Raw genomic sequence first — 21,804 nt, forward strand, 5'->3', positions numbered from 1 at the left:
TGAACAAAGAACGAACAAAATATCCTCTCCCCAACCCTCTCCCAAGTAGAGGGAGTGTTGTAACGGAAAAGTGAGACGAACAAATGACGAACAATGAACGAACAAAAGACGAACAATGAGTGGTCTTTCAGTGGCTCTACAGTAGCTCTACAGTAGCTCTACAGTGGCTCTACAGTAGCTCTACAGTGGCTCTACAGTGGCTCTACAGTGGCTCTACAGTGGCTCTACAGTGGCTCTACAACGAACAAAAGACGAACAATGAACGAACAATGAATGGAGATAAGATGAAGATAAGGTGGAGATAAGATGTATATTGATTGTATTTCAGGGTAATATTGAAATAATTTTAATAGGTTTAGGCTAAAAAATATCATTGATTATTTATATTTCAAAAATATTTTGTACCTTTGCACTCAATTTAAGGAAATAGCACAATGAAGTATCAACAAAAGAAAAAAGCGGTATTACTCCTTGCTGATGGCACTGCCTTTTATGGTAAAAGCGTTGGCTATGAAGGTACTGCTTTTGGCGAAGTGTGTTTCAATACGGGTATGACGGGCTATCAGGAAATATTTACTGACCCTTCGTACTTTGGTCAGATTATGGTGATGACCAATGCTCATATCGGCAATTACGGTATCTGTGAAGACGACAACGAATCGAATGGTATGAAAATTGCAGGGCTGGTATGTAGAAATTTTAGTTATGATGCCTCCCGTGCTGTTGCCGAGGAAACCTTGAAAGACTTTTTAGACCGTAACCACTTGGTAGCCATTTGTGAAGTAGATACTCGCGCTTTGGTGAGTTATATTCGTGATAATGGCTCGATGAACGCTGTTATTTCCACAGAAACTGACGATTTAGCACTGCTCAAAGCTCGCTTAAATGAGATTCCTAATATGAAAGGTTTAGAATTGGCATCGAAAGTGTCGGTTACTGAACCTTATTTTTTTGGCAATCCAGAAGCGAAGTACAAAGTAGCAGCACTCGATTTCGGCATCAAGAAAAATATCTTGCGCAACTTAGCAGCCCGTGATATGTACATCAAAGTATTTCCGTACAACACACCTTTGGCTGAGCTTAAAGCGTGGAACCCCAATGGCTATTTCTTGTCTAATGGGCCTGGCGACCCAGAGCCACTCACCGAGGTGATTGCCCAAGTAAAGCAGATGATAGCAGAAGATTTGCCTATTTTCGGTATCTGCTTAGGACATCAGATTATTGCACTGGCAAACGGCATTAGCACTTACAAAATGTACAACGGTCACCGTGGTATAAATCACCCTGTGAAGAATTTGCTTACAGGTAAGGACGAGATTACCTCTCAGAATCACGGGTTTGCTGTGAATAGAGCAGAGGCAGAAGCTAATCCTAATGTGGAAATCACGCATACCCACCTAAACGACAATACTGTGATGGGTTTACGAGTGAAAGGCAAGAAGTGTTTCAGTGTGCAGTATCACCCTGAAGCCGCACCTGGTCCTAATGATGCGACGTATTTGTTTGACCAATTTGTGAAGCAATTGGAGAATTAGAAAATGTGAAAATTAGAAAATTACCCCCGAACCCCCGAAGAGGGACAAGCCGTGAAAAGGATAAGAAGAGTATAAAATATAGGCTAAAAACTAAGGACTAAACACTAACAATTAATATGAAAGAATTACTTACACCCGAAGCATTGCTCACTAATTTAAAAGATGTACGTGCCCTCACCCGTAAGGTGATTGAGGCTTTTCCCGAGAAAGACCTCTTTGAGTTCAACATTGCAAACTTGCGTCCGTTTTCAGGAATGGTAGAAGAGTTTTTGAGAGTTATGGACTATCTTTTTAAAGAAAGATTTCAGGAGCAACACACGCTTTTCTTAGAAGGAGCCTTTCCTACTACCAAAGCGGAAGTATTGGCTTTGTGGGATAGAGCTACTGAAATTCTCGACCGTGAATGGCAAAAAGTAGGTGATTATACCCAACCATTTACTATTTATCAAATGACTTTCAGCTTTGCCCAATGGATATTATACTTCATTGAAAACGAGAGTCACCACCGCGGACAAGGGTATACCTACCTCCGCGCTTTGGGTATTGAACCGCCTTTCTTTTGGGGAAGAGAAAGCTTTAACAATTGATAATTGACAATTGACAATTAGCATTATAAAGTCAGATAAGTCCGATATCCCTAACCCCTAAACAAAGTAAATAATTAAATAACAAAATATATGAGTATTATTGTAAGCGTGCACGCACGTCAGATTTTGGATTCAAGAGGAAATCCAACCGTAGAAGTAGATGTAATGACCGAGAATGGTTTCCTTGGTAGAGCTGCTGTTCCATCAGGAGCATCGACAGGTGAATACGAAGCCGTTGAATTGCGCGACGGTGGTAAAAGTTATATGGGTAAAGGCGTACTCAAAGCCGTTGCTAATGTAAACGATATCATCGCAGAAGAAATCGTAGGTATGGACGTTTTCGAACAAAACCTTATCGACAAAACAATGATTGAGCTCGACGGTACTCCTAACAAATCTAAATTAGGAGCTAACGCTATTCTTGGAGTATCATTGGCAGTAGCAAGAGCCGCTGCTGAAGAACTCGGTTTGCCTTTGTATCGTTATGTAGGTGGGGTAAGTGCTCACACTTTGCCTGTACCAATGATGAACATCATCAACGCTGGGGCACACTCCGATGCGCCTATCGCTTTCCAAGAGTTTATGATTATGCCTGTGAACGCTAAGAACTTTTCACAAGCTATCCAAATGGGTTCAGAAGTGTTCCACAACCTTAAAAAGGTATTGCACAAAAAAGGATTGAGCACTGCCGTAGGTGATGAAGGAGGTTTTGCTCCTAACTTTAAAGACATCGAAGACGCTCTCGATTCTATTAAAGAAGCTGTAAAAGAAGCAGGCTACAAATGGGGTGAAGATATCAAAATCGCCTTAGACTGTGCTTCTTCTGAGTTCTACAAAAATGGCAAATACGATTATACTATCTTTGAAGGTGCTAAAGGTAAAGTACGTACTTCAGCTGAACAAGCTGAGTACTTGGCAGAATTGGTAGCTAAATACCCTATCATCTCTATCGAAGACGGTATGGATCAAAACGACTGGGACGGATGGAAACTCCTTACTGACAAATTGGGCAAAAAAGTACAATTGGTAGGTGACGATTTGTTCGTTACTAACGTATCTATCCTTGAAAGAGGTATTGCCAAAGGTATTGCCAACTCTATTCTCATCAAAGTAAACCAAATCGGTACTTTGTCTGAAACTATCGCAGCCGTAGATATGGCAAACCGCGCTGGTTATACTGCCGTAATGTCTCACCGTTCAGGAGAAACAGAAGACAACACTATTGCCGACTTGGCAGTAGCTTTGAACACCGGACAAATCAAAACAGGTTCGGCTTCACGTTCTGACCGTATGGCGAAGTACAACCAATTACTCCGCATCGAAGAATCTTTGGGTTCAGTAGCTTACTATCCCAAAGAAAAAGCCTTCAATGTAAAGAACTAATGTTTTAATATGATTAGGGTGTTCGAGGGCACTCCTCGAACACCTATTTTTTTACCCTTAAAAGAAGTAAGTATGATGAAGAAGATATTATGGTTTTGTATGTTTTTATGTGTGACGACACTTGTAGCTCAGGAAACAGTGTTGCATGGACATATTTACAGTGTGCAAAACAATAAACCAATGCCTAATGTACACATCTTGAACCTCAATAAAGTAAGAGGTACTACTACCAATGACAAAGGTGATTTTAGTATCAGAGTAAGTGCTAACGACACGCTATACATTTCTTTTTTAGGGTATAAATCTACCAAGATACGCATAACAAACGATATGATAAAATATCAAGGGTTGAAAATAGGAATGACAGAGCTTGCTTATACTTTACAAGAAGTGGTTGTAACTCCTTATAAACTTACAGGCTATTTGGATATTGACGCTAAAAATGCACCTATCAATGACAATACGCGTTATAGTATTTCGGGGTTAGATATAGGTTATGAAAGTAGAGCTAGTGCAAGTGCTGTGGGTAGAGTGCTAAGTGCTGTAATGAACCCTGCCGACTTGCTGAGTCGCTCGTTTGGCGCCAAAGGGAAAGAAATGCGCAAACTGAGAGAGATGCGCAAAGACAACGAATTGAGCGATGCTCTTTCCACCCGTTACGACCGCGAAACCCTATTAGAACTTTTGCAAGTAGACCGTAGTGAATTAGAAGATATCATTCGCTCTTGCAACTATTCTAACGATTTTATAATGACGGCAAACGACCTGCAAGTGCTTGAAGCCATCAGTCAGTGTTACGAAGAATATAGGGTTTTACACAAGAAAAAATAAAAAATATTTTGTCATTCCAAAAAATTGACGTACTTTTGCCCCGCTATTGATAAAATAGAGAGATAAAGTATCATTTTTAATAAGATTTTAAAGATTAACAAGCAATGAAAAGAACATTTCAACCTTCAAAGAGAAAAAGAAGAAATAAACACGGATTCAGAGAACGTATGGCAACTGCCAATGGTAGAAAAGTATTAGCACGCCGTCGCGCTAAAGGACGTAAAAAACTTACTGTATCCTCTGAGCCAAGACATAAAAAATAACAATTTTAATTGTTTAAAGATTAGTGGTTAATGATTAATGACTTGTGAAATTAATCATTAACCATTAATCATTTATCATTATTATGAAGATTACTTTCCTCGGTACAGGTACTTCACAAGGGATTCCCGTAATAGCAAGCAACCACCCTGTGGGGAAAAGTACCAACCCCAAAGATAAACGGTTGCGCACTTCGGCACTTATCAGTTGGGAAGACACTAATATTGCAATAGATTGCAGTCCTGATTTTAGACAGCAAATGCTCACCAACGATGTACAGCATTTGGAGGCTATACTGTTCACTCACGAGCACGCCGATCATACCGCCGGAATGGACGACATACGCCCTTTTGTACGCTTGCAAGGCGATATGCCTATCTACGGACTAAAAAGAGTAATCGATGAGCTGAGAGTACGTTTTGGTTATATCTTTGCCACTGAAAACCGATATGAAGGAGCTCCCTCGGTAATACCTCAAGAGATAGACGAAGCGCCTTTTACTTTGTATGGTAAAACAGTTGAACCTATACACATAATGCACGGTAATTTGCCGATCGTAGGCTATCGGATAGAAGACTTAGGTTATATTACCGATGCCAAATATATAGACAAGAGCGAAAGAGAAAAACTACGAGATTTAGATGTTTTAGTATTGAATTGCCTAAGAGATGATGTGCACCCTACACACCTCAATTTAGCGGAAGCTTTGGAAATTATAGGAGATGTACAACCTAAGCGCACCTATCTCACACACGTGAGCCAAACCTTTGGTTTTCACGATGAGATACAAAAAAGATTGCCTAAAAACGTATTTTTGGCATATGATAACTTAGTAATAGAATGTTAATATTTAGTTAATTATTAGGTGGGCGAGAAAAAAAAGTTTATTTTTGCCCTCGTAATCAAAAAACAATTAAAGATGAAAAAAATTGCACTTTTACTTGTAATGGCAGTATTGGTAATGGCTTGTAAGAGTTCTTCAGGCTCAATGACTGCAAAACCCAAAGAAACAAATATAGCTAATAAAGCTATTAAAGGTGAATGGACATTGCAATCCATCACATATAGTGAAAAAGGTAAATATGAAGTTACCTTGTTAAACGATACTTCCAAAGAATGCTTTGAAGGCAGTACTTGGAAATTCGTCCCCAATAACAACCGCGGACACTATACTATCAACGCGAGTGGTTGTTCAACAGGACAAAGAAACTTCATTTTTATTGTACAAGAAGTAGATAAATCAACAGGATACTATGATTTTCTGTTGAAACCTACTAATGAAAAATATGTTTCAGAAACTAAACAAGGTATTCGTTTGCACTTAGCAAGCATTTCTGACAACTCAATGGTGTGGGAACAAACCGTGAGAGTAGATGGCAAACCTTTTGTTATCTCAATGAATTTTGTAAAATAATTAAAGATTAATACAAACAGAAGATGAAAAAAATCGTAGTTTTAGCCTTATCGGCAGCTGTATTGCTTACCGGTTGCGAGGCATACAACAACTCTAACAAAGCACAACGCGGAGCTGTAATTGGTGCTGCTGGTGGAGCTTTATTAGGAGCTATTTTAGGGAACAACGTAGGTAACGGACAAAACAGCGAACTCGGTGCTGTACTCGGTACAGTAGTGGGAGGTGCTGCAGGAGCTGTTATCGGTAACCAAATGGATAAACAAGCTAAGAAAATAGAAGAAGAAATCCCAGGTGCCGATGTTAAACGTGTAGACGATGGTATCGTGGTTACTTTCGACGAAAATAACGGAGGTGTATACTTTGATACTAATAAGTATAACATCAACAACAAATCAAGACAAACACTTGATAAACTATCTGCTATTCTTAAAGAATATCCTGATACTAATGTGATAGTAGCCGGCCACACTGATAATGTAGGTAAAGATGAGTACAACTTAGGTCTTTCACAACGCCGTGCACAAGCCGTTACTAACTATTTTAAAAGTAAAGGTTTAGCGGGTAGCCGTTTTACTACCAAATGGTATGGTGAAAGAAACCCTGTTGCAAGTAACGAAACTGCTGATGGACGAGCTAAAAACCGCCGTGTGAATGTAGTAATTGTTCCTAATGAAAAGATGAAAGCAGACGCTAAAAAACAGGCTGGAAACAAATAAAAATAGTTTGATACTTGGACTATACAAATGAGTGTTGAGAAGTACTTCTCAACACTCATTATTTTTTATCCTTATCCTTTTAATTTATATCTTTGTCTCATAAAATTATAAAATATTTCCAGTAAATAATCATAAAAACGATTGTATCTATTGATTTTATCTTCTATTTTGGCACAATGAATAAGAGTGTTGCTAATTTAATAACACAATAAATAAATAATTAATACTAAAAGGAGTGATATTAATATTTAAAAATTAAAGTTACGTACCCAATTACTGCTAACTTTACCCCATAAAAAAGGGCTTTTGCTTACTTATTGATGAGGGTCTCCAATCCCAATGATTCAAGTAACAAAAGCCCACGCCTTTATAGCGTGAGCATTTCGCATAACTCCCTGAATCATTTTTCTGAAATTTGGAGATTTAACACGTAGGTCTGTTAGCATAAACGCAATTATGTTTGATATGTTATATTTGTTTTATCTCTATAGCTTGTTTTTTTAATGTTAATATGGGACAAACGATCCCCATTGTAATTTGTTGTCGCAAAGGTAACACATATCTGCTAATCACACAAGTTTTTACTACTAAAAGTTTTAGCATAAGGAATAAGGGTTTGGTAATCAGGGGTCAGAGGTCAGAAGTCAGGAAACAAGTGCACACTGCTTTCTGGTCTCTGACCCCTGACCTCTGATTCCTAAAAAATTATACATTATCCATTGTGCATTATAAATTATTTATTACCTTTGTCGGCGAATTTAAAAGTAATTTTATATGAAGACACTTATTCTTTTGGCGCACCCTAACTATGGTGCATCAGTGGCTAACAAAGCCCTATTAGAAGTCTTTAACACAGGCGAGGTAACCGTTCACAACGTATGTGAAGCCGCTAAAGGCGGTAAGATCGACGTGGCAGCGGAACAAAAGCTCTTAGAGGCACACGACCGCATCATCTTTCAGTATCCTACCTATTGGTTCAACGTGCCTGCCTTCCTTAAGCAGTACCTCGACGAGGTGTTTGCTTACGGCTGGGCGTACGGTGGCGGTGAGGCACTTAAAGGCAAGGAGTTCGGTATTGTAACCACAGTAGGACAGCCTGTAACGAATTACAGTAAGGAGGTTTTAGGCTTTACTATTGAAGAGATTGTACTTCCAATGAAAGCTTCTATAAGCTATGTAAAAGGTAAGTTTATAGGGCTGGTTTATTTAGGAAGGGACAAGACCTTCCAGGCGTTTATTCCTGAGGAACTCAAAAAAGCCAAAGAAGCCTATCGCAAATTGGCACTTTAGTGATTAGGGATCAGTAGTCAGAGGTCAGGGGTCAGGTGTGTGTTGCACAAGCTGACCCCTGACCTCTGTTTTTTAATCGCTGACTACTAACCACTCTCCCTCTTGTCTTCTTATCATCTTATACGGTTTGTGTAGGGTTTCTTCGATAGCGATCCGTTACCGCTCCGTTGTGGCTCCGTTTGGGATAGGGGAGGGCTGCCCTTTGGTTTCTGCTCTCTGAGCTCCTGACTTTTGATTGCTGACCTCTGCCCTCTGCTTTCTGACTTCTATTTCCTGCTTTCTGATTTCTATTTCCTGCTTTCTGATTTCTTTATGATAGTTTAATCGTTGGAAAGTGTTATCTTTGCGCCGTGATTTAGGTTTAGAGCGTATGTTTGATTTTATCATCGTGGGAGGTGGCTTGGCTGGGGTGAGCCATACCTCATCGTTCATATCTTGTGAACCGATTTTCACAATCTGTTCACCACTTATATTGGCTATATTCTTCACTTCAGGTACTGCGTCTAAGAGTTGGTAAATACCGAGCTCACCAGCTTTATAGTTGGTTTCAGTATTCGATTTACTTACTCCTGCGATAGTACCGCCAGTAGCTAAAATACGAATCTTTGGTAAATAATATCAGTTCGACATAAATTGCACAAAGAATTTGAAAATTGACAATGATAGGATTTGAAGTTATTATTAATAAGGAAACTTTTGTAGGAGGAGTTCAAGATGGTGTCATTTCTGTTATTATAGACAGATTACTCTTAGGTTCTCGTAATGAATTAACCATAAGTTTTGGAGGATATGATGTTAAAGCTAATAACTCTATTCATTGGTTAAAAAATGAATTATTTTTAGGAGATAAAATAACCATAAAAGTTATAGAAGTTATGGATAATATTTCTATTCCTATTGAAACCAAGAGTCATAGAGAAACAAATTTTAAGCACCCTTCAAACATAGGTCTTCAGCTTTCTGTTAAAGGAGAAGTTATACCTGCGAATATAACTAAAGAAAGTATCCACTTGATTGCAACAGTTCTAAATGATAAAAATAAATCTGAAATAGAATTAGATTTTATAATCGTTGAGCATATAGACAATGAAGATACCTCTAAACATTGCTATAAAAATACTTTAGCGTTAGGTGATGTTCTTACGATTGAAGTAAAAGAATAACAAAAGACTATATTTTTAATTCATTATATTATGGAACCTTTTTTAGTTACAACTTTTCTGATACTGCTTTCCGTTTTAATACTCTGGGGACTGTTAGATGTTTTCTATCGTCATTATAAGAAAGACCCTACCGTAGAAATGTATTGGATATTTATTATCTTATTATTTCCTTTTTTAGGTGCGCTCTTATATTTTCATAGAAAACACAGCCAAAGACGGAAAAGCAGTCTTTTCTCACAACGTATTTAATTGACCTTTAAAACAAGCCCTTACTCAAAAGCAGGGCTTTTTCCTCTCTTTATGAAATATTTTTTATGTTCTTACTCCTCTAAAAACAATAATTTTAAATATCAGAAAATAGTATTTATTTCGCACAATAACGATAATCTTATTAAAAAAGGTGATGTATATAAACTTTTCTATAACAAGTGGTATTAAAGGTTCGGTGTCATTTGAGGAACAAAAAGGAAGAACAAATATTCATCTATAAAAACAATCAACAAATATTTTTTACTTTTGAAGAATTTAGAAAATTAATATTATCTTTGCACTGTTAATCTCGGTATTTTGGGTATTTAGGTTTATTACTTACCTCTTACTCACATACTCTGCAGTCGCAGACTTTACCTCATATCTAAAAGAAATGCAGATATTTAAATTTGGAGGCGCCTCAGTAAAAGATGCTGCAGGTGTGCGCAATGTCGCTAAAATATTAGAAACGGTAGGCTATGCTAATACGCTCATCGTCATTTCAGCAATGGGAAAAACCACTAATGCTTTAGAAGTAGTGGTAAATAGCTATTTTAAGGAACAAGAAAAACTCACGGAAAGTGTTCAGCTGATAAAAGACTTTCATTACCACATCATTCGCGAACTATTTACCGATGAAAATCACCCTGTATATTGGAAAGTAGATGGCTTGTTTGCAGAGCTCACTTCGTTTTTAGAACGCAACAAATCGCCGAAACACAGTTTTGTATATGACCAAGTGATTGGCTTTGGTGAACTCATTTCTACTACTATTATCAGTCAATATCTGAATGACAACGGTATTAAAAACACGTGGATAGATGTCCGTAATCTCGTAAAAACAGATAGTAATTACCGTGATGCCTCTATCGACTGGGAAGAAACACAAAGTAACATTCGCACGCATATTAACAAATCATTGCTGAACATCACACAAGGTTTCTTAGGAAGCGATGCAAATTTCTTCACTACTACCTTAGGGCGTGAAGGTTCAGACTATACAGCGGCTATTTTTGCCTATTGTTTAAACGCTGAAAGTGTAACGATATGGAAGGACGTACCTGGCGTTCTCAATGCCGACCCTCGATATTTTCAGCATACAGAGCTCTTGCATAAAATCCCTTATAAGGAAGCTATAGAACTCGCTTTTTATGGCGCTTCAGTAATACACCCAAAAACCCTACAACCACTCCAACAAAAGGAAATCCCTCTCTATGTACGCTCGTTTTTGAATCCTACTGCTGAAGGAAGCGCTGTGTGTAATGTAGCTGAATTATCTCCAAAGGTACCTTGCTTTATCCTCAAGAAAGAACAAATACTGCTTTCTCTCTCTTCACTTGACTTTTCATTTATAATGGAAGAGGGTATTAGCTATATCTTCAAGAATTTGCATAAGACTAAGATGAAAGTAAGTGTGATACAGAACTCGGCTATTAGTTTTTCAGTATGTGTAGACAACAAATTCGATACCTTAACTGAACTTTTAGAAAAGTTGGAAGAACGCTTTAAGGTATCGGTAACTGAGAACGTAACACTTTATACCATTCGCCACGCTACGGAAGAGGCTATTAAAGAAGTGGAAATGAACAAAGAAGTGCTACTTAAACAAGTGGCTTCAGATACGGTTCAGATAATAGTGAAGTAAATCTATCTTCTTATTATCCGTTATTGTTTAAGCAACAATCAAGCAAAGCATACAATAAAAAAGGGACTGATAATATATCAGTCCCTTTTTATATACTCTATGATTCATATTATTGAAATAATGCTTCATTTACCTCATTAAAATTATATTCTTTTTGAGTGCCATTAAGCATATCTTTCAATACAAAAGTATTTTTGGAGAGCTCGCTTTCCCCAATCATCACTACAAACGGAATGCTTCGTTTATTAGCATATTCCATTTGCTTTTTAATCTTAGCTGCATCGGGGTAGAGTTCTGCTCTTTTTCCGAGTTTACGCAACTCTTTCAATAGTTTCATACTCTGTAAAGCTTCGTTATTGCCAAAATTTATACAAAGCACTTCTATGCTATTGCTCAGTGATTCAGGAAAAAGATTCAGTTCTTCCATCACCAATCCTATGCGGTCTAAACCAAACGAGATACCTATACCACTTATCCCCTTCAATCCAAAGATGCTCGTAAGGTCGTCATAACGTCCACCTCCACCAATAGAACCCATTTGCACTCCCGCTGGAGCAGTAACCTCAAAGATAGCTCCTGTGTAATAATTCAGTCCACGTGCGAGAGTGACATCGAGGTCTAAAATAGCTGTTTGTAAGGTAAGCCGCTCTATTTGTTGTGCTATAAACTCCACCTCTTCAATACCTTTCAACCCCGTTTCAGAAGTTTTTAGTATCTCTTTCAGAGCCGTGAGCTTTTCAGCAAGAGCTCCTTTAAGTGCAAAGATAGGTTGTAACTTGCTAATAGCTTCGTGGCTGATACCTCTTTCCATCATTTCCTTGATAACACCCTCTTCGCCTATCTTATCGAGCTTATCGAGAGCTACGGTAAAGTCGATGAGTTTATCACTCTCCCCTATCACTTCGGCAAAACCGCTGAGAATTTTGCGGTTGTTAATCTTAATAGTCACCCCTTTAAGATTGAGCGCTGTGAACACGGTGTCGTAGAGCTGTACGAACTCCACTTCCTGCCACAAGCTGGTACTGCCTACCACATCGGCATCGCATTGGTAAAACTCTCTGAAACGTCCTTTTTGCGGACGGTCGGCACGCCAAACAGGCTGAATTTGATAACGTTTAAAGGGGAAAGTCAGTTCATTTTGGTGTTGTACTACATAGCGTGCAAAAGGAACTGTAAGGTCATAACGGAGTGCTTTTTCTGATATTTGGGGAGTGAGCTTCTGAGTATTCTTAGTTTCCCAATCGTCTTGTTTAACTCCTTGTGTAAAATCACCTGAATTGAGTATCTTGAAGATAAGACGGTCGCCTTCTTCGCCATATTTACCCATCAATGTATCGTAATTTTCAAAGCTGGGCGTTTCGATAGGCTGAAATCCAAAAGCGTTAAAAGTATTTTTAATAGTGTTAATAATAAAGTTGCGTTTGGCTACTTCGGCTGGTGAAAAGTCACGAGTGCCTTTAGGTATGCTTGGTTTTTGTATTGCCATTATCGTTATTATATTAGGGGAGTGTTTTTCTTTAATAAGTCGTTATAAACTGTTTCTATATTCTCTTTGATGGTGTCCCAATCTTCATCTTTAAGACTAATTACATCATTATTTTTAAACTCTTTGTCATCGGCATCATCAAAATAAATAAGAGAACGCATTATCATTTGCATATTATCAATATGATATTTTTTCTTATACAACTCAATTAGTTCATCAAGGGTATATTCTTTCAATAATTGATGCAAATCATAAAAGTCTTTTCGGCTACCTCTTCCTATGATAGCATTCATTTTCATCGCACAAATATCTTCTTTTGAAGCCAAACGTATGCCGTCAATAGTCTCTATGTTAAAAAAAGAATAGGGATATTCTATGATATCCACTTTAACATCGTCGATATACATAAAAATACCTATTTTAGAGATATCATTCAATATAACTAAATCACCAAAAACATCTTTTATCTCACCAAAAAGAGCCATATTGGCATCTTTATTAGAGTTCTTATTGAACCTAAATATATCTAAATCTATTGAAATGCGATGCTGATACCGAAAAGCTAAATTAGTACCTCCTGCTAAACAATAATCATCAGATAAGATATCTAATGTCATTAACTCTCTAAGCAATTTTTTCTGAGGTTCTCCTATCGCTTTGCTTTCTTTTAGTAACATAATTATAAATGTATCTATAATAATTTCTGCATACGGCATCAGCTTCGGGAGACTTCTCTACTGCTTTTAAAATATCCTCTAACGAAAAATGAGTTTCGATGAATTGTATTTCTTTATCTGTACCTCGCATTAGGGTACGAGCAATCATAAAGTACTTACTTTCTTTAAGACTTAACTTATCGAAATGGCAGTCCCAAAACACTCTTGAGTGTACATTTGCTTTGAATTCTTTATCTAAATCAGTATTCATAGTTTAGTTTTTTCTTCACAATACAAAGATAAGATTTATTAACAATCATAGAATGCTCAATCACTATTCTTAGCGTCTTCTTTAGCTTCTTGCCAATAAGTTTCCATTTCTTGTAAGGTCATATCTTTGAGTGATTTTCCCTTTTCATTGGCTCGTTGTTCCAAGTATTGAAACCGAGTTATAAACTTACGATTAGTGCGCTCTAAGGCATCTTCAGGATTTACTTTCAAAAATCGGGCATAGTTAATAAGACTAAAAAGAACATCGCCAAACTCACTCTCAATATTTGTCTGTTTTTGCGCTTTTACTTCGGCGTGTAGTTCATCTATTTCCTCTTTTATCTTCGCAAAAACATCGTCTATATTATCCCAATCGAAGCCTACACCTGCCACTTTGTCTTGTATACGAGTAGCTTTTACTAATGCAGGCAAACTTTTAGGCACACCTCCCAGTACGCTCTTGTTACCTTCTTTGAGTTTTATTTTTTCCCAATTGCGCTTTACATCGTCTTCGTTGTCTACTTTCACATCTCCATAGATATGCGGATGCCGTTCAATGAGTTTTTCACACACACCATTTGCCACATCAGCAATATTAAAATCACCCGTTTCACTACCTATTTTGGCATAAAAAACGATATGAAGTAACAAATCACCGAGTTCTTTTTTCACTTCTTGCAGATTGCCACTGAGGATAGCATCGCCCAATTCATAAGTTTCCTCAATAGTGAGATGGCGCAACGATTGTATTGTTTGTTTCTTATCCCACGGACATTTGGCACGCAGGTCGTCCATTATATCGAGGAGTCTCCCAAAAGCCTGAAGTTGTTGCTCTCTCATATCAATCCTATAAATTTACTACGGGCGAGGAGACTTGCACCTAATAGACCCGCCTTATCACCTAATTTTGATACTTTTATCGAAGAGTCTTTATTCACTAAATTCAAAGAATACTTCTTGATAGCACTGCGCAAAGGCAATATCAAATAGTCGCCTGCATTGGCAAGAGTACCACCAATAATCACCAATTCAGGATTAAATAGGTTGATGAGACCCGCCACGTGTTTACCTAACGTATTTCCCACCTCTTCAATAAGTTCTATAGCCAATATATCTTCCTGCAAAGCTACATCTATGATATCGTTGAGTGTAATTTCGTCTTCATTTTCCTTCTGTTGAGTAAGTAAAGACGATTGACCGTTATGAAGTTTTTCCAAGAATTTACGATAAAGAGCAGAGCCCGAAGCCTCTGTTTCTAAGCAACCTTTCTTACCACAGTGGCATAATATCTCGTTTTCAAAGGCAGTAATATGCCCAAACTCACCTGAAAAGCCCGATTTCCCATAATATAGCTGCCCATTAACGATGATTCCTAAGCCTAATCCCCAACCTACATTCACGTAGATGATATTTTTTTCAGCCTGTACGCGTCCTTTAATATATTCACCATAAGCCATCGCACGCGAATCGTTATCAATAGAGACATCTATACCCAATTTTTCTTCAAACATTTCAGTAAGCGGACGTTCATCGAAATAAAAGAAACTATAACTATGCCCCGTTTGAGGGTTCACACGTCCTGAAATATTAATGCCAATACTCAGTATTTTGTCCCTAGGAACCACTGTATGGCTCATAAAATCTTCAATTATTTCACATAAACGTTCAAAACGCTCGTGAGGATGCGCTTCCTCAAAAGAGATATCCATCTGTTCATCTATCAAATCTCCCTTAAAGTTGATAAGCCCTATATGAACGCGTTTTTGAGAGATATCTACACCTATAAAATATCCCGAACTTTGGTTCAATCCATAGATATTAGGACGTCTACCTCCTGGGGTTTCCATCTTCCCAAAGTCCATCACTATACCATCTTCTATCAGTTCGCCCACCATTTTAGTAACGGTAGGCACACTGAAGTTCAGTTCCTTACCAAGGTCGGCAAGTGTATCATCTCCGTTATTGATGTAATAACAGATAATATCCTTTTTCAATGAGGCGCTTCTGATGCCTTGTTTAATTTCTTCTAAAAATTTTAGTCCCATAGCATTTTAATCTTAATCATTATTGTAAAGGTAAGGCAAAATTACTAAAAATATTTTAATAAAAATGCAATAATAAAAAATAATTGATGTTTGTAATTAGTATTTAATGCTTTTCTCTACGGATTAATAGTAACGATTTTACCCTCTTCCCAGATTATTATTTTCTGCTTATTCTCCCGCTTTTCGGCAATCATTCGCTTGTAAGCAACGTCTAAACCTTTTAAAAGTTTGTATCGAAATAACTTTTATTTCTGTATTTCTATCTCCCATAGCTGTTTTTCATTTGATTATAGGTAGCATAAAGATGCATAATCAAGACTATTTCTTAGTTGCTCGTTTAGGTTTTTCAAGTGTTTTTATTTCATCACCTAAAACCGTAATTACTTGATTGTTAGAAATAGGTCGCAAATCTACTTTCTGTGAATATTCGTTTACTATTTTTTGAGTAACTTCCTTATATGGAAAGTTCAAATAATGAGGTAAAAAATAAAAATCTACCAAATGTAAGCCTGAATAATCAGTGAGTTCAGGAACTTTTTTGGTCTCGTCCATATCGCTAACAAATTCAATATTAGGTGAAGCAATAACAGAACCTGCCGAAGTGCCTATGTACAATTTTCCGTTATTAATTTGTTCTATAAGTAGCTTGTCTGCTCCTTTCTTTTTTAGTTCCTGCATTAGGTAGAATGTATTCCCTCCAGAAATAAAAATATAATCATTCCGCTCTAATGCTTGGGCTACCTCTTCGGTAGTAGCGGTAGAAACTTCTAATTCTTCTATGATAAGACCTAATTTTTCAAAGGCTTTTCTATCGTCATCGACATAAAAACGCACTTTTTCTACCAAACTTGCTGTTGGAATAAATGCTAGTTTCTTTCCTTTTACGGGTTCACCTGTAAAATCTTCAAATAATTTTGCTACTGAACTAAATGATGAGGTTAAAAATAATTTTTTCATTTGTGTTAATTTTTTCATTTGTGTTAATTTTTTCATTTGTGTTAATTATCCTAATTTTTTGGCGTCGTCTAAAACAAGTGTTTTTATTTCATTACCTAAAACGGTAATTACTTGATTGTTGGAAATAGGTCTTAGATCTATTTTCTGTGAGTATTCGTTTACTACTTTTTGAGAAGATTCCTTAAAAGGAAAGTTCAAATAATGAGGTAATAAATAAAAATCTACCAAATGCAACCCCGAATATTCTGTTAGTTCAGGGGCTTTTTTGGGTTCGTCCATATCGCTAACAAATTCAATAGTAGGAGAGGCAATGATAGAACCCGCCGAAGTACCTATGTACAACTTTCCGTTATTAATTTGTTCTATAAGTAGCTTGTCAGCTCCTTTCTTTTTTAGTTCCTGCATTAGGTAGAACGTATTCCCTCCAGAGATAAAAATATAATCATTTCGCTCTAATGCTTGGGCTATTTCTTCGGTAGTAGCGGTAGAAATTTCTAATTCTTCTATGATAAGCCCTAATTTTTCAAAGGCTTTTCTATCATCATCGACATAAAAACGCACTTTTTCTACCAAACTTGCTGTTGGGATAAAGGCAAGTTTTTTCCCTTTTACGGGTTCACCTGCAAAATCTTCAAATAATTTGGCTACTGAACTGAATGATGAGGTTAAAAATAATCTTTTCATTTGTGATAATAATTGCTGTTATTGGACGAATAGGATGAGGGAGGCACGAGCTGCAAGCTCGCGCCAGCGAGGAGTTCAAAAGGACGCAACAATTTCTCTATATAAGGGTGTGTTACTATAATGAGTGTTTTCATTTTCTAATCTTATTAGGCAATGCTTCTCAGTGCCTTTTTTACAATATACTTGGTTTCTTTGTTAGGACTTTCACTTTCCCAACGCTCACATAGTGCTGTTACGAAATCAGGGCGAGTTTTGCTGGCATCGTTCAGCCAATTTCCTACACTATCTTGCACGTACTTTGCCCTATCGGACTTCAATTTATCTAATATAGGCAAATATAGTTCTGGCTTTTCTTTCAAAGCCTCTATATGAGCACACCAAACACCCCGCGGGCGCAAGGCTTCTGTACTAAACCTTCGTATATTTTCATTCTCACTCTCTGCCCAATGAGAAAGAAAAGCAATTGAAAAGTCTAAATGCTCGCTCATTTCCGGACGTAACGCCATCCAAATCACCTCACGAACGCCAAAATGACTATCGGCTACCAAGGGTTTTAATTTGTGTAACTTGTCTTCCAAAGGGGTATCAGTATGCAATGCTACCAAATAACACGCATAACAGCGGACAGAGTCGGATGAATGAGTGCTGAGTTGCTCAAACAAAGATTCATAGAGGTCAGTATTTGCATATTTTTTGTATAGCAATGCTCCTATGAGCTTAATAGTATTCATTGTAGAAGGTTTCTTTTGCTGATTGATTTGGCAAACCGATTCTTCAATAACATTTTTATCAATCCCCAAAGTAGGAAAAACAGACTTTACAAGCTGTGAATGGTCTACAGCCAACCATTCGGTAAGGTTTACCGTTTCTATACTCCCTGCATTTAATAGTGAAAGCACTTCGGAAGGGATATCAACAGCCTTTTGAGCTCCTTTTCTGTTTTTGATAATTTCTATGTTCATTGTATAACTAAGTTATAGTTATATAGGCACAAGCTATAAGAAATGAGATAGCAAGAGTTTTCTGAGCTTTCTGACGGTTCAGATTTTTAGAGCAATGGCAATTTATAAATCGCTTTTTTAACTTTAACAAAGTGTGCAAAACCTATGCTCTTTTTCCTACCTCCAACCGCCACCAAGGGCTTTATACAAGGTAATGCCATACTGCATACGGGTAAACTGTGCGTTGGCTACACTAAGCTCGGCGTTGAGGCGATTTACTTCGGCTGTGATGACCTCTAAATAATTCACCATACCGCTATCGAACAGTTGTTTGGAATAATCGGTAGCTTCTTGATAAGCTTTCATTTCTTGGGTTTTAAGCTGAATGAACTCGTCTTGCGAACTGAATTGACGCATTGCATCGGATACTTCTTTGCCTGCTGAAAGAATTGCTTTTTTGAAATTCAGCAAAGCAGTTTCTTGAGCAGCTTTCTGCACTTCGTATTGAGTGCGTATTTGTCGGCGATTGAGAATAGGTTGTGCCAATCCTGCTATAAAATTAGCAAACATCGATTTGGCAGAAAACCAAGTATCGAGTTCGGTACTACTGATACCTCCACGAGCGGAAAGAGTAAGCGTAGGATAGAAATTGGAACGCGCTACATTCGTAAGTTCAAAGGCGTTGCGTAAGTTCAGTTCGGCACGTGCTACATCGGGACGATTTTCGAGCAGACTTACCGCATATCCTTGATGAAACTGTGTGGGGAATTGTTGTTCAGCAAGCGTGCTTCGCTCTATCGTATGAGGCTCTTCACCCAAGAGTACGCAGATAGTGTTCTCTAATGCCCAAACGCTATTGTTGATGGTAATAAGTTGCACCTGTGCGTTGTACACGAGTGCTTCGATTTGTTTGGTCGCTACTTCGGTAGTAGAACCTGCTTTTTTGAGTTGTTTGGTAGTTTCTAAGCTCTTTTGGCGGAAATCAATCGTTTGTTCAAGTACCTTTTTCTGTTCATCGAGCATCAGTAGTTGGTAATAAGCCGTTGCTAAGGTAGCTACCACTTCGGATTGTACTGCTTTTTGGGCTTCCAAAGTTGCTAAATAAGAGGCATAAGAAGCACGTTTTTGGGCGGATAGCTTGCCCCATATGTCGGCTTCCCACGAAGCACTACCCGTGATATCGAATAGATTGTTGTAAGTACGGTCGGGAGCACCACCTCCGGCGTTCAATGATGAGGTGCTACGAGTATAGTTAGCTCCTACCGAGAGGGTAGGAATAAAAGCAGCCTTACTTTGTTTGAGGTAGGCTTGTGCTGAAACTACACTTTGCATCGCTACACGCACATCGAGGTTATTGGAAAGTGCCTTGCTGATGTGTTGTTGCAAGAGCGGGTCGGTGAAGATATTGCGCCACGAAAGGGTAGCATCGCTTTGGGTATCGGTAGCGGGACTTTCAGTACGGAAGAGTTTTTCGTCTATGGCTTGTGGACGCTCATAGGTTTTGCGTCCTGCACAAGCGGTAAGGGTAAGGGCTATGGTTACTATAGCCAGTGATTTATAAATGATTCTGTTCATACAGTAATGTTCAATTGACAATTAATATTTAACATAGACTTTTGCCAAAGGTCGTAGCACGACAAGCAAATCGTAGCACGACAAGCACTAAAATTTTAGCAAGGTTTACGATGCAAAGGCAACTTTTCAGTCTTCACTAAAATATCGGTTGTATTTTCTTGACAAGGCTATCCATTGAGATAGGTTGAGGTTTGATAACAGTACCCGTACGCACTTTGTTAAGTCCTTGCGCGAGAATGACATCACCGTTTTTAAGTCCGCTTTCTACCACAGCATAGTTATCGGCACGGCTTTTAAGGGTGATGATAGCTTGTTTGAGGGTGTCGTTCTCTACTTTGTACACAAATACCTTTCCTTGTTGCTCAAAGGTAGCAACTTCGGGGATTACAAGTGAGTTACTAAAATGTTGTGGTATCTTGATAGTCCCACTGTTGCCATTGGTAAGCAACTTGTTAGGGTTAGGGAAGGTAGCGCGAAATTGTATGCTACCGGTAATAGGGTCTATTTGTCCGGTTACGGCTTGTATTTTGCCTTTCTCGGCATATTCTTGTCCGTTAGCTAACACCAAAGAAGCCTCAGGTAAGTTTTTGAGTTTCTCGGCAGTGGTTTTGCCTTGGGTATTGTCTAAGAAGTCGAGGTATTCTTTTTCGTTCATTGAAAAATAGGCATACACCTCTTTCACGTCGGATACCGTAGTGAGCACAGTGTTATTGGCAGTTACCAAAGCACCTTCGCGGTAGTTAATCGCACCTACCACGCCGTTTACTGGTGCTTTTACTACGGCAAAACCAATGTTGCTGGCTACCTCGTTATAAGTAGCTTGGGCGCGTTGTAAGTTGGCTTTGGCTGTGGCGAGCTGGATAGGGCTCACAATATTTTTCTGTACCAAAGGCACGAGTTTATCTACCTCTACTTTAGCGACCTCTACGGCTGCTTTGGCTGAAGCAGCTGACTGGTTAAGGGTTTGAGTTTCTAACTTGAAGAGCGGTTGCCCTTGGGTAACCACCTGACCTTCGTCTACCAATACTTTGGTAATATAGCCTGATATTTTGGCTTGTACGGCGCTGTTCACCACGCCTTCGATATTCACAGGGTAAGAAAGGTTAGACACGGTATTTTGTTCGCCTACGATAATTACAGGGTAAGGCACAGCACCTTGTGGTCGCTGTTGCTGTTGGTTTCCATTATTACAAGCTACCATTGCGATAGCGGTTGCTACTAAAAAGATTTTATTCATAATGTTTGTTATTTTAGATGTTAGAGGTTTTAGTTATCAAACAGGTCGGATAGGTCTGAGAGATAATTTTATTAAAAAATAATACACTAAAAAGGAAGCGTTTGCAAAAAACACTTCCTTGTTTTTGTGGCGTTGTGAGGTCTGCTTTTACAGTGCAAAAGTACACTAAAAAAATTTATAGACAAGTGTCGTGAGGCGTTAATCTTTTGTTAAAGTTAGCTTTTAATGATTGATAGTTAGTGATTAATGGTCAATATGGTTTATCTGGTCGTATTCCACATTTGTTACGCCTTTAAGATTAGAAAAATAGGCTTTTGCCTGACGAATATCTTTATCTTGGGGTACTTTGATAGCTATTCCTTTGATAATTTTGTATTCATAAAGCATCTCTGCACCATATTTTTGCACTTCTTTTTTCAAATGAGCCAATGTTTTTTGATTTTGATAGCTAATAATAAGATTATGCGTAATATTTTTAAGCATTTCTTCTTCAGAAGAAGAAGATTGCGCTACTTTTTGTGTGGTGCGACAGGAGAGCGTAAGGAGGCTCAATCCTACGAGAATTATCTTTTTCATAAGAAATAACAATTTTAAAATCTTCTACAAAATAAAGATTACGATTTATATATTATAACTTTCGTGAACTTTCGTTAATAGGTTATGTTTAAGTAACTAATACCTTTGATAATCAGTACTTAGATATAGGAAGCTTATAGGGAGCTTATACGAATCTTGGAAGATTGGTATAGAAAAGACGAATGTATGCTCTACTAAAAGCATAGGTGAAACGAAACTAAAACGAAACTCAGGTAGTGAACTATGCAAAGCAGACAAGACTGTATATGGTTTTTAAAGAGGTGGCTCAGCGGTAAATGGCAG

The 21,804-nt window shown here is 38.0% G+C and carries 25 protein-coding genes and 1 pseudogene; 13 read left to right on the plus strand and 13 right to left on the minus strand.

What is annotated here, in order from left to right:
* Window positions 1-119: 119 nt before the first annotated feature.
* The 10 genes from ACSQ7D_RS07355 to ACSQ7D_RS07400 all read left to right on the plus strand — a co-directional run bounded on the left by ACSQ7D_RS07355 (window position 120) and on the right by ACSQ7D_RS07400 (window position 8,017).
* On the plus strand, window positions 120-305 hold the full coding sequence (locus ACSQ7D_RS07355) for a hypothetical protein (protein WP_437135789.1): 186 nt from the start codon (window positions 120-122) through the stop codon (window positions 303-305).
* Between the two features lie 129 nt (window positions 306-434).
* Window positions 435-1,535 carry a glutamine-hydrolyzing carbamoyl-phosphate synthase small subunit gene (gene carA, locus ACSQ7D_RS07360; protein WP_437135790.1) on the plus strand — a complete coding sequence of 367 codons (1,101 nt, stop codon included), beginning with the start codon at window positions 435-437 and terminating at the stop codon, window positions 1,533-1,535.
* 116 nt (window positions 1,536-1,651) lie between these two features.
* A complete protein-coding gene (locus tag ACSQ7D_RS07365) occupies window positions 1,652-2,122 on the plus strand; it encodes a DinB family protein (RefSeq protein WP_048745922.1) in 471 nt (156 codons plus the stop codon).
* A gap of 90 nt (window positions 2,123-2,212) precedes the next feature.
* Complete coding sequence (gene eno, locus ACSQ7D_RS07370; protein ID WP_016479086.1) at window positions 2,213-3,505, plus strand: phosphopyruvate hydratase; 1,293 nt, start codon at window positions 2,213-2,215, stop codon at window positions 3,503-3,505.
* A 72-nt stretch (window positions 3,506-3,577) separates the two neighbouring features.
* Window positions 3,578-4,336 (plus strand): carboxypeptidase-like regulatory domain-containing protein, encoded by a 759-nt coding sequence (locus ACSQ7D_RS07375; RefSeq protein WP_009421677.1) that lies wholly within the window; start codon window positions 3,578-3,580, stop codon window positions 4,334-4,336.
* A gap of 104 nt (window positions 4,337-4,440) precedes the next feature.
* Window positions 4,441-4,599: a 50S ribosomal protein L34 gene (gene rpmH, locus ACSQ7D_RS07380; RefSeq protein ID WP_002669412.1), complete on the plus strand. Its 159-nt coding sequence runs from the start codon at window positions 4,441-4,443 to the stop codon at window positions 4,597-4,599.
* A gap of 83 nt (window positions 4,600-4,682) precedes the next feature.
* A complete protein-coding gene (locus ACSQ7D_RS07385; RefSeq protein ID WP_437135791.1) occupies window positions 4,683-5,444 on the plus strand; it encodes an MBL fold metallo-hydrolase in 762 nt (253 codons plus the stop codon).
* 72 nt (window positions 5,445-5,516) lie between these two features.
* The gene (locus tag ACSQ7D_RS07390) at window positions 5,517-6,011 is read left to right on the plus strand and encodes a lipocalin family protein (RefSeq protein WP_002673313.1); all 495 of its coding nucleotides are present in this window, start codon (window positions 5,517-5,519) and stop codon (window positions 6,009-6,011) included.
* Window positions 6,012-6,034: 23 nt separating this feature from the next.
* Window positions 6,035-6,727: an OmpA family protein gene (locus ACSQ7D_RS07395; protein WP_009410919.1), complete on the plus strand. Its 693-nt coding sequence runs from the start codon at window positions 6,035-6,037 to the stop codon at window positions 6,725-6,727.
* A 774-nt stretch (window positions 6,728-7,501) separates the two neighbouring features.
* Entirely contained in the window at window positions 7,502-8,017 is a 516-nt protein-coding gene (locus ACSQ7D_RS07400; RefSeq protein WP_437135792.1) for an NAD(P)H-dependent oxidoreductase, read from the plus strand.
* A 399-nt stretch (window positions 8,018-8,416) separates the two neighbouring features.
* Here ACSQ7D_RS07400 and ACSQ7D_RS07405 read toward each other — a convergent pair.
* Window positions 8,417-8,620, minus strand: a pseudogene (locus ACSQ7D_RS07405) (asparaginase domain-containing protein); the annotation flags it as partial.
* A gap of 56 nt (window positions 8,621-8,676) precedes the next feature.
* On the opposite strand from ACSQ7D_RS07405, the gene ACSQ7D_RS07410 reads away from it, so the two are divergent.
* From ACSQ7D_RS07410 to ACSQ7D_RS07420, 3 genes are all read left to right on the plus strand, one after another.
* The gene (locus tag ACSQ7D_RS07410; protein ID WP_437135793.1) at window positions 8,677-9,180 is read left to right on the plus strand and encodes a hypothetical protein; all 504 of its coding nucleotides are present in this window, start codon (window positions 8,677-8,679) and stop codon (window positions 9,178-9,180) included.
* Window positions 9,181-9,210: 30 nt separating this feature from the next.
* Window positions 9,211-9,429, plus strand: coding sequence for a PLDc N-terminal domain-containing protein (locus tag ACSQ7D_RS07415; protein WP_083477069.1), 219 nt, complete (start codon window positions 9,211-9,213; stop codon window positions 9,427-9,429).
* 394 nt (window positions 9,430-9,823) lie between these two features.
* Window positions 9,824-11,074, plus strand: a complete 1,251-nt coding sequence (locus tag ACSQ7D_RS07420) for an aspartate kinase (RefSeq protein ID WP_009418865.1) — start codon at window positions 9,824-9,826, stop codon at window positions 11,072-11,074.
* A 109-nt stretch (window positions 11,075-11,183) separates the two neighbouring features.
* Here ACSQ7D_RS07420 and hisS read toward each other — a convergent pair whose 3' ends face one another.
* From hisS to ACSQ7D_RS07480, 12 genes are all read right to left on the minus strand, one after another.
* Window positions 11,184-12,560, minus strand: coding sequence for a histidine--tRNA ligase (gene hisS / locus ACSQ7D_RS07425; protein ID WP_437135794.1), 1,377 nt, complete (start codon window positions 12,558-12,560; stop codon window positions 11,184-11,186).
* Window positions 12,561-12,568: 8 nt separating this feature from the next.
* Complete coding sequence (locus tag ACSQ7D_RS07430) at window positions 12,569-13,237, minus strand: nucleotidyl transferase AbiEii/AbiGii toxin family protein (protein WP_437135795.1); 669 nt, start codon at window positions 13,235-13,237, stop codon at window positions 12,569-12,571.
* A complete protein-coding gene (locus ACSQ7D_RS07435; RefSeq protein ID WP_002673333.1) occupies window positions 13,185-13,487 on the minus strand; it encodes a DUF6922 domain-containing protein in 303 nt (100 codons plus the stop codon). Before ACSQ7D_RS07435 ends, ACSQ7D_RS07430 begins: the two co-directional genes overlap by 53 nt.
* A 56-nt stretch (window positions 13,488-13,543) precedes the next feature.
* Window positions 13,544-14,326 carry a nucleoside triphosphate pyrophosphohydrolase gene (gene mazG, locus ACSQ7D_RS07440; protein WP_002673336.1) on the minus strand — a complete coding sequence of 261 codons (783 nt, stop codon included), beginning with the start codon at window positions 14,324-14,326 and terminating at the stop codon, window positions 13,544-13,546.
* A complete protein-coding gene (locus ACSQ7D_RS07445) occupies window positions 14,323-15,531 on the minus strand; it encodes an ROK family transcriptional regulator (protein ID WP_009421688.1) in 1,209 nt (402 codons plus the stop codon). Before ACSQ7D_RS07445 ends, mazG begins: the two co-directional genes overlap by 4 nt.
* A 318-nt stretch (window positions 15,532-15,849) precedes the next feature.
* Window positions 15,850-16,488 carry a peptidase E gene (locus ACSQ7D_RS07450; RefSeq protein WP_437135796.1) on the minus strand — a complete coding sequence of 213 codons (639 nt, stop codon included), beginning with the start codon at window positions 16,486-16,488 and terminating at the stop codon, window positions 15,850-15,852.
* Between the two features lie 45 nt (window positions 16,489-16,533).
* Window positions 16,534-17,172 carry a peptidase E gene (locus tag ACSQ7D_RS07455; protein ID WP_437135797.1) on the minus strand — a complete coding sequence of 213 codons (639 nt, stop codon included), beginning with the start codon at window positions 17,170-17,172 and terminating at the stop codon, window positions 16,534-16,536.
* Complete coding sequence (locus ACSQ7D_RS07460) at window positions 17,169-17,306, minus strand: hypothetical protein (protein ID WP_437135798.1); 138 nt, start codon at window positions 17,304-17,306, stop codon at window positions 17,169-17,171. The genes ACSQ7D_RS07455 and ACSQ7D_RS07460 overlap by 4 nt, the downstream gene beginning before the upstream one ends.
* A 12-nt stretch (window positions 17,307-17,318) precedes the next feature.
* Window positions 17,319-18,134: a DNA alkylation repair protein gene (locus ACSQ7D_RS07465; protein ID WP_437135799.1), complete on the minus strand. Its 816-nt coding sequence runs from the start codon at window positions 18,132-18,134 to the stop codon at window positions 17,319-17,321.
* A gap of 156 nt (window positions 18,135-18,290) precedes the next feature.
* Entirely contained in the window at window positions 18,291-19,688 is a 1,398-nt protein-coding gene (locus ACSQ7D_RS07470) for an efflux transporter outer membrane subunit (RefSeq protein WP_437135800.1), read from the minus strand.
* 136 nt (window positions 19,689-19,824) lie between these two features.
* Window positions 19,825-20,925: an efflux RND transporter periplasmic adaptor subunit gene (locus ACSQ7D_RS07475; protein ID WP_437135801.1), complete on the minus strand. Its 1,101-nt coding sequence runs from the start codon at window positions 20,923-20,925 to the stop codon at window positions 19,825-19,827.
* Window positions 20,926-21,168: 243 nt separating this feature from the next.
* On the minus strand, window positions 21,169-21,501 hold the full coding sequence (locus ACSQ7D_RS07480) for a hypothetical protein (RefSeq protein ID WP_437135802.1): 333 nt from the start codon (window positions 21,499-21,501) through the stop codon (window positions 21,169-21,171).
* Window positions 21,502-21,804: the final 303 nt, after the last annotated feature.

The organism is Capnocytophaga sp. G1920, assembly GCF_051417515.1.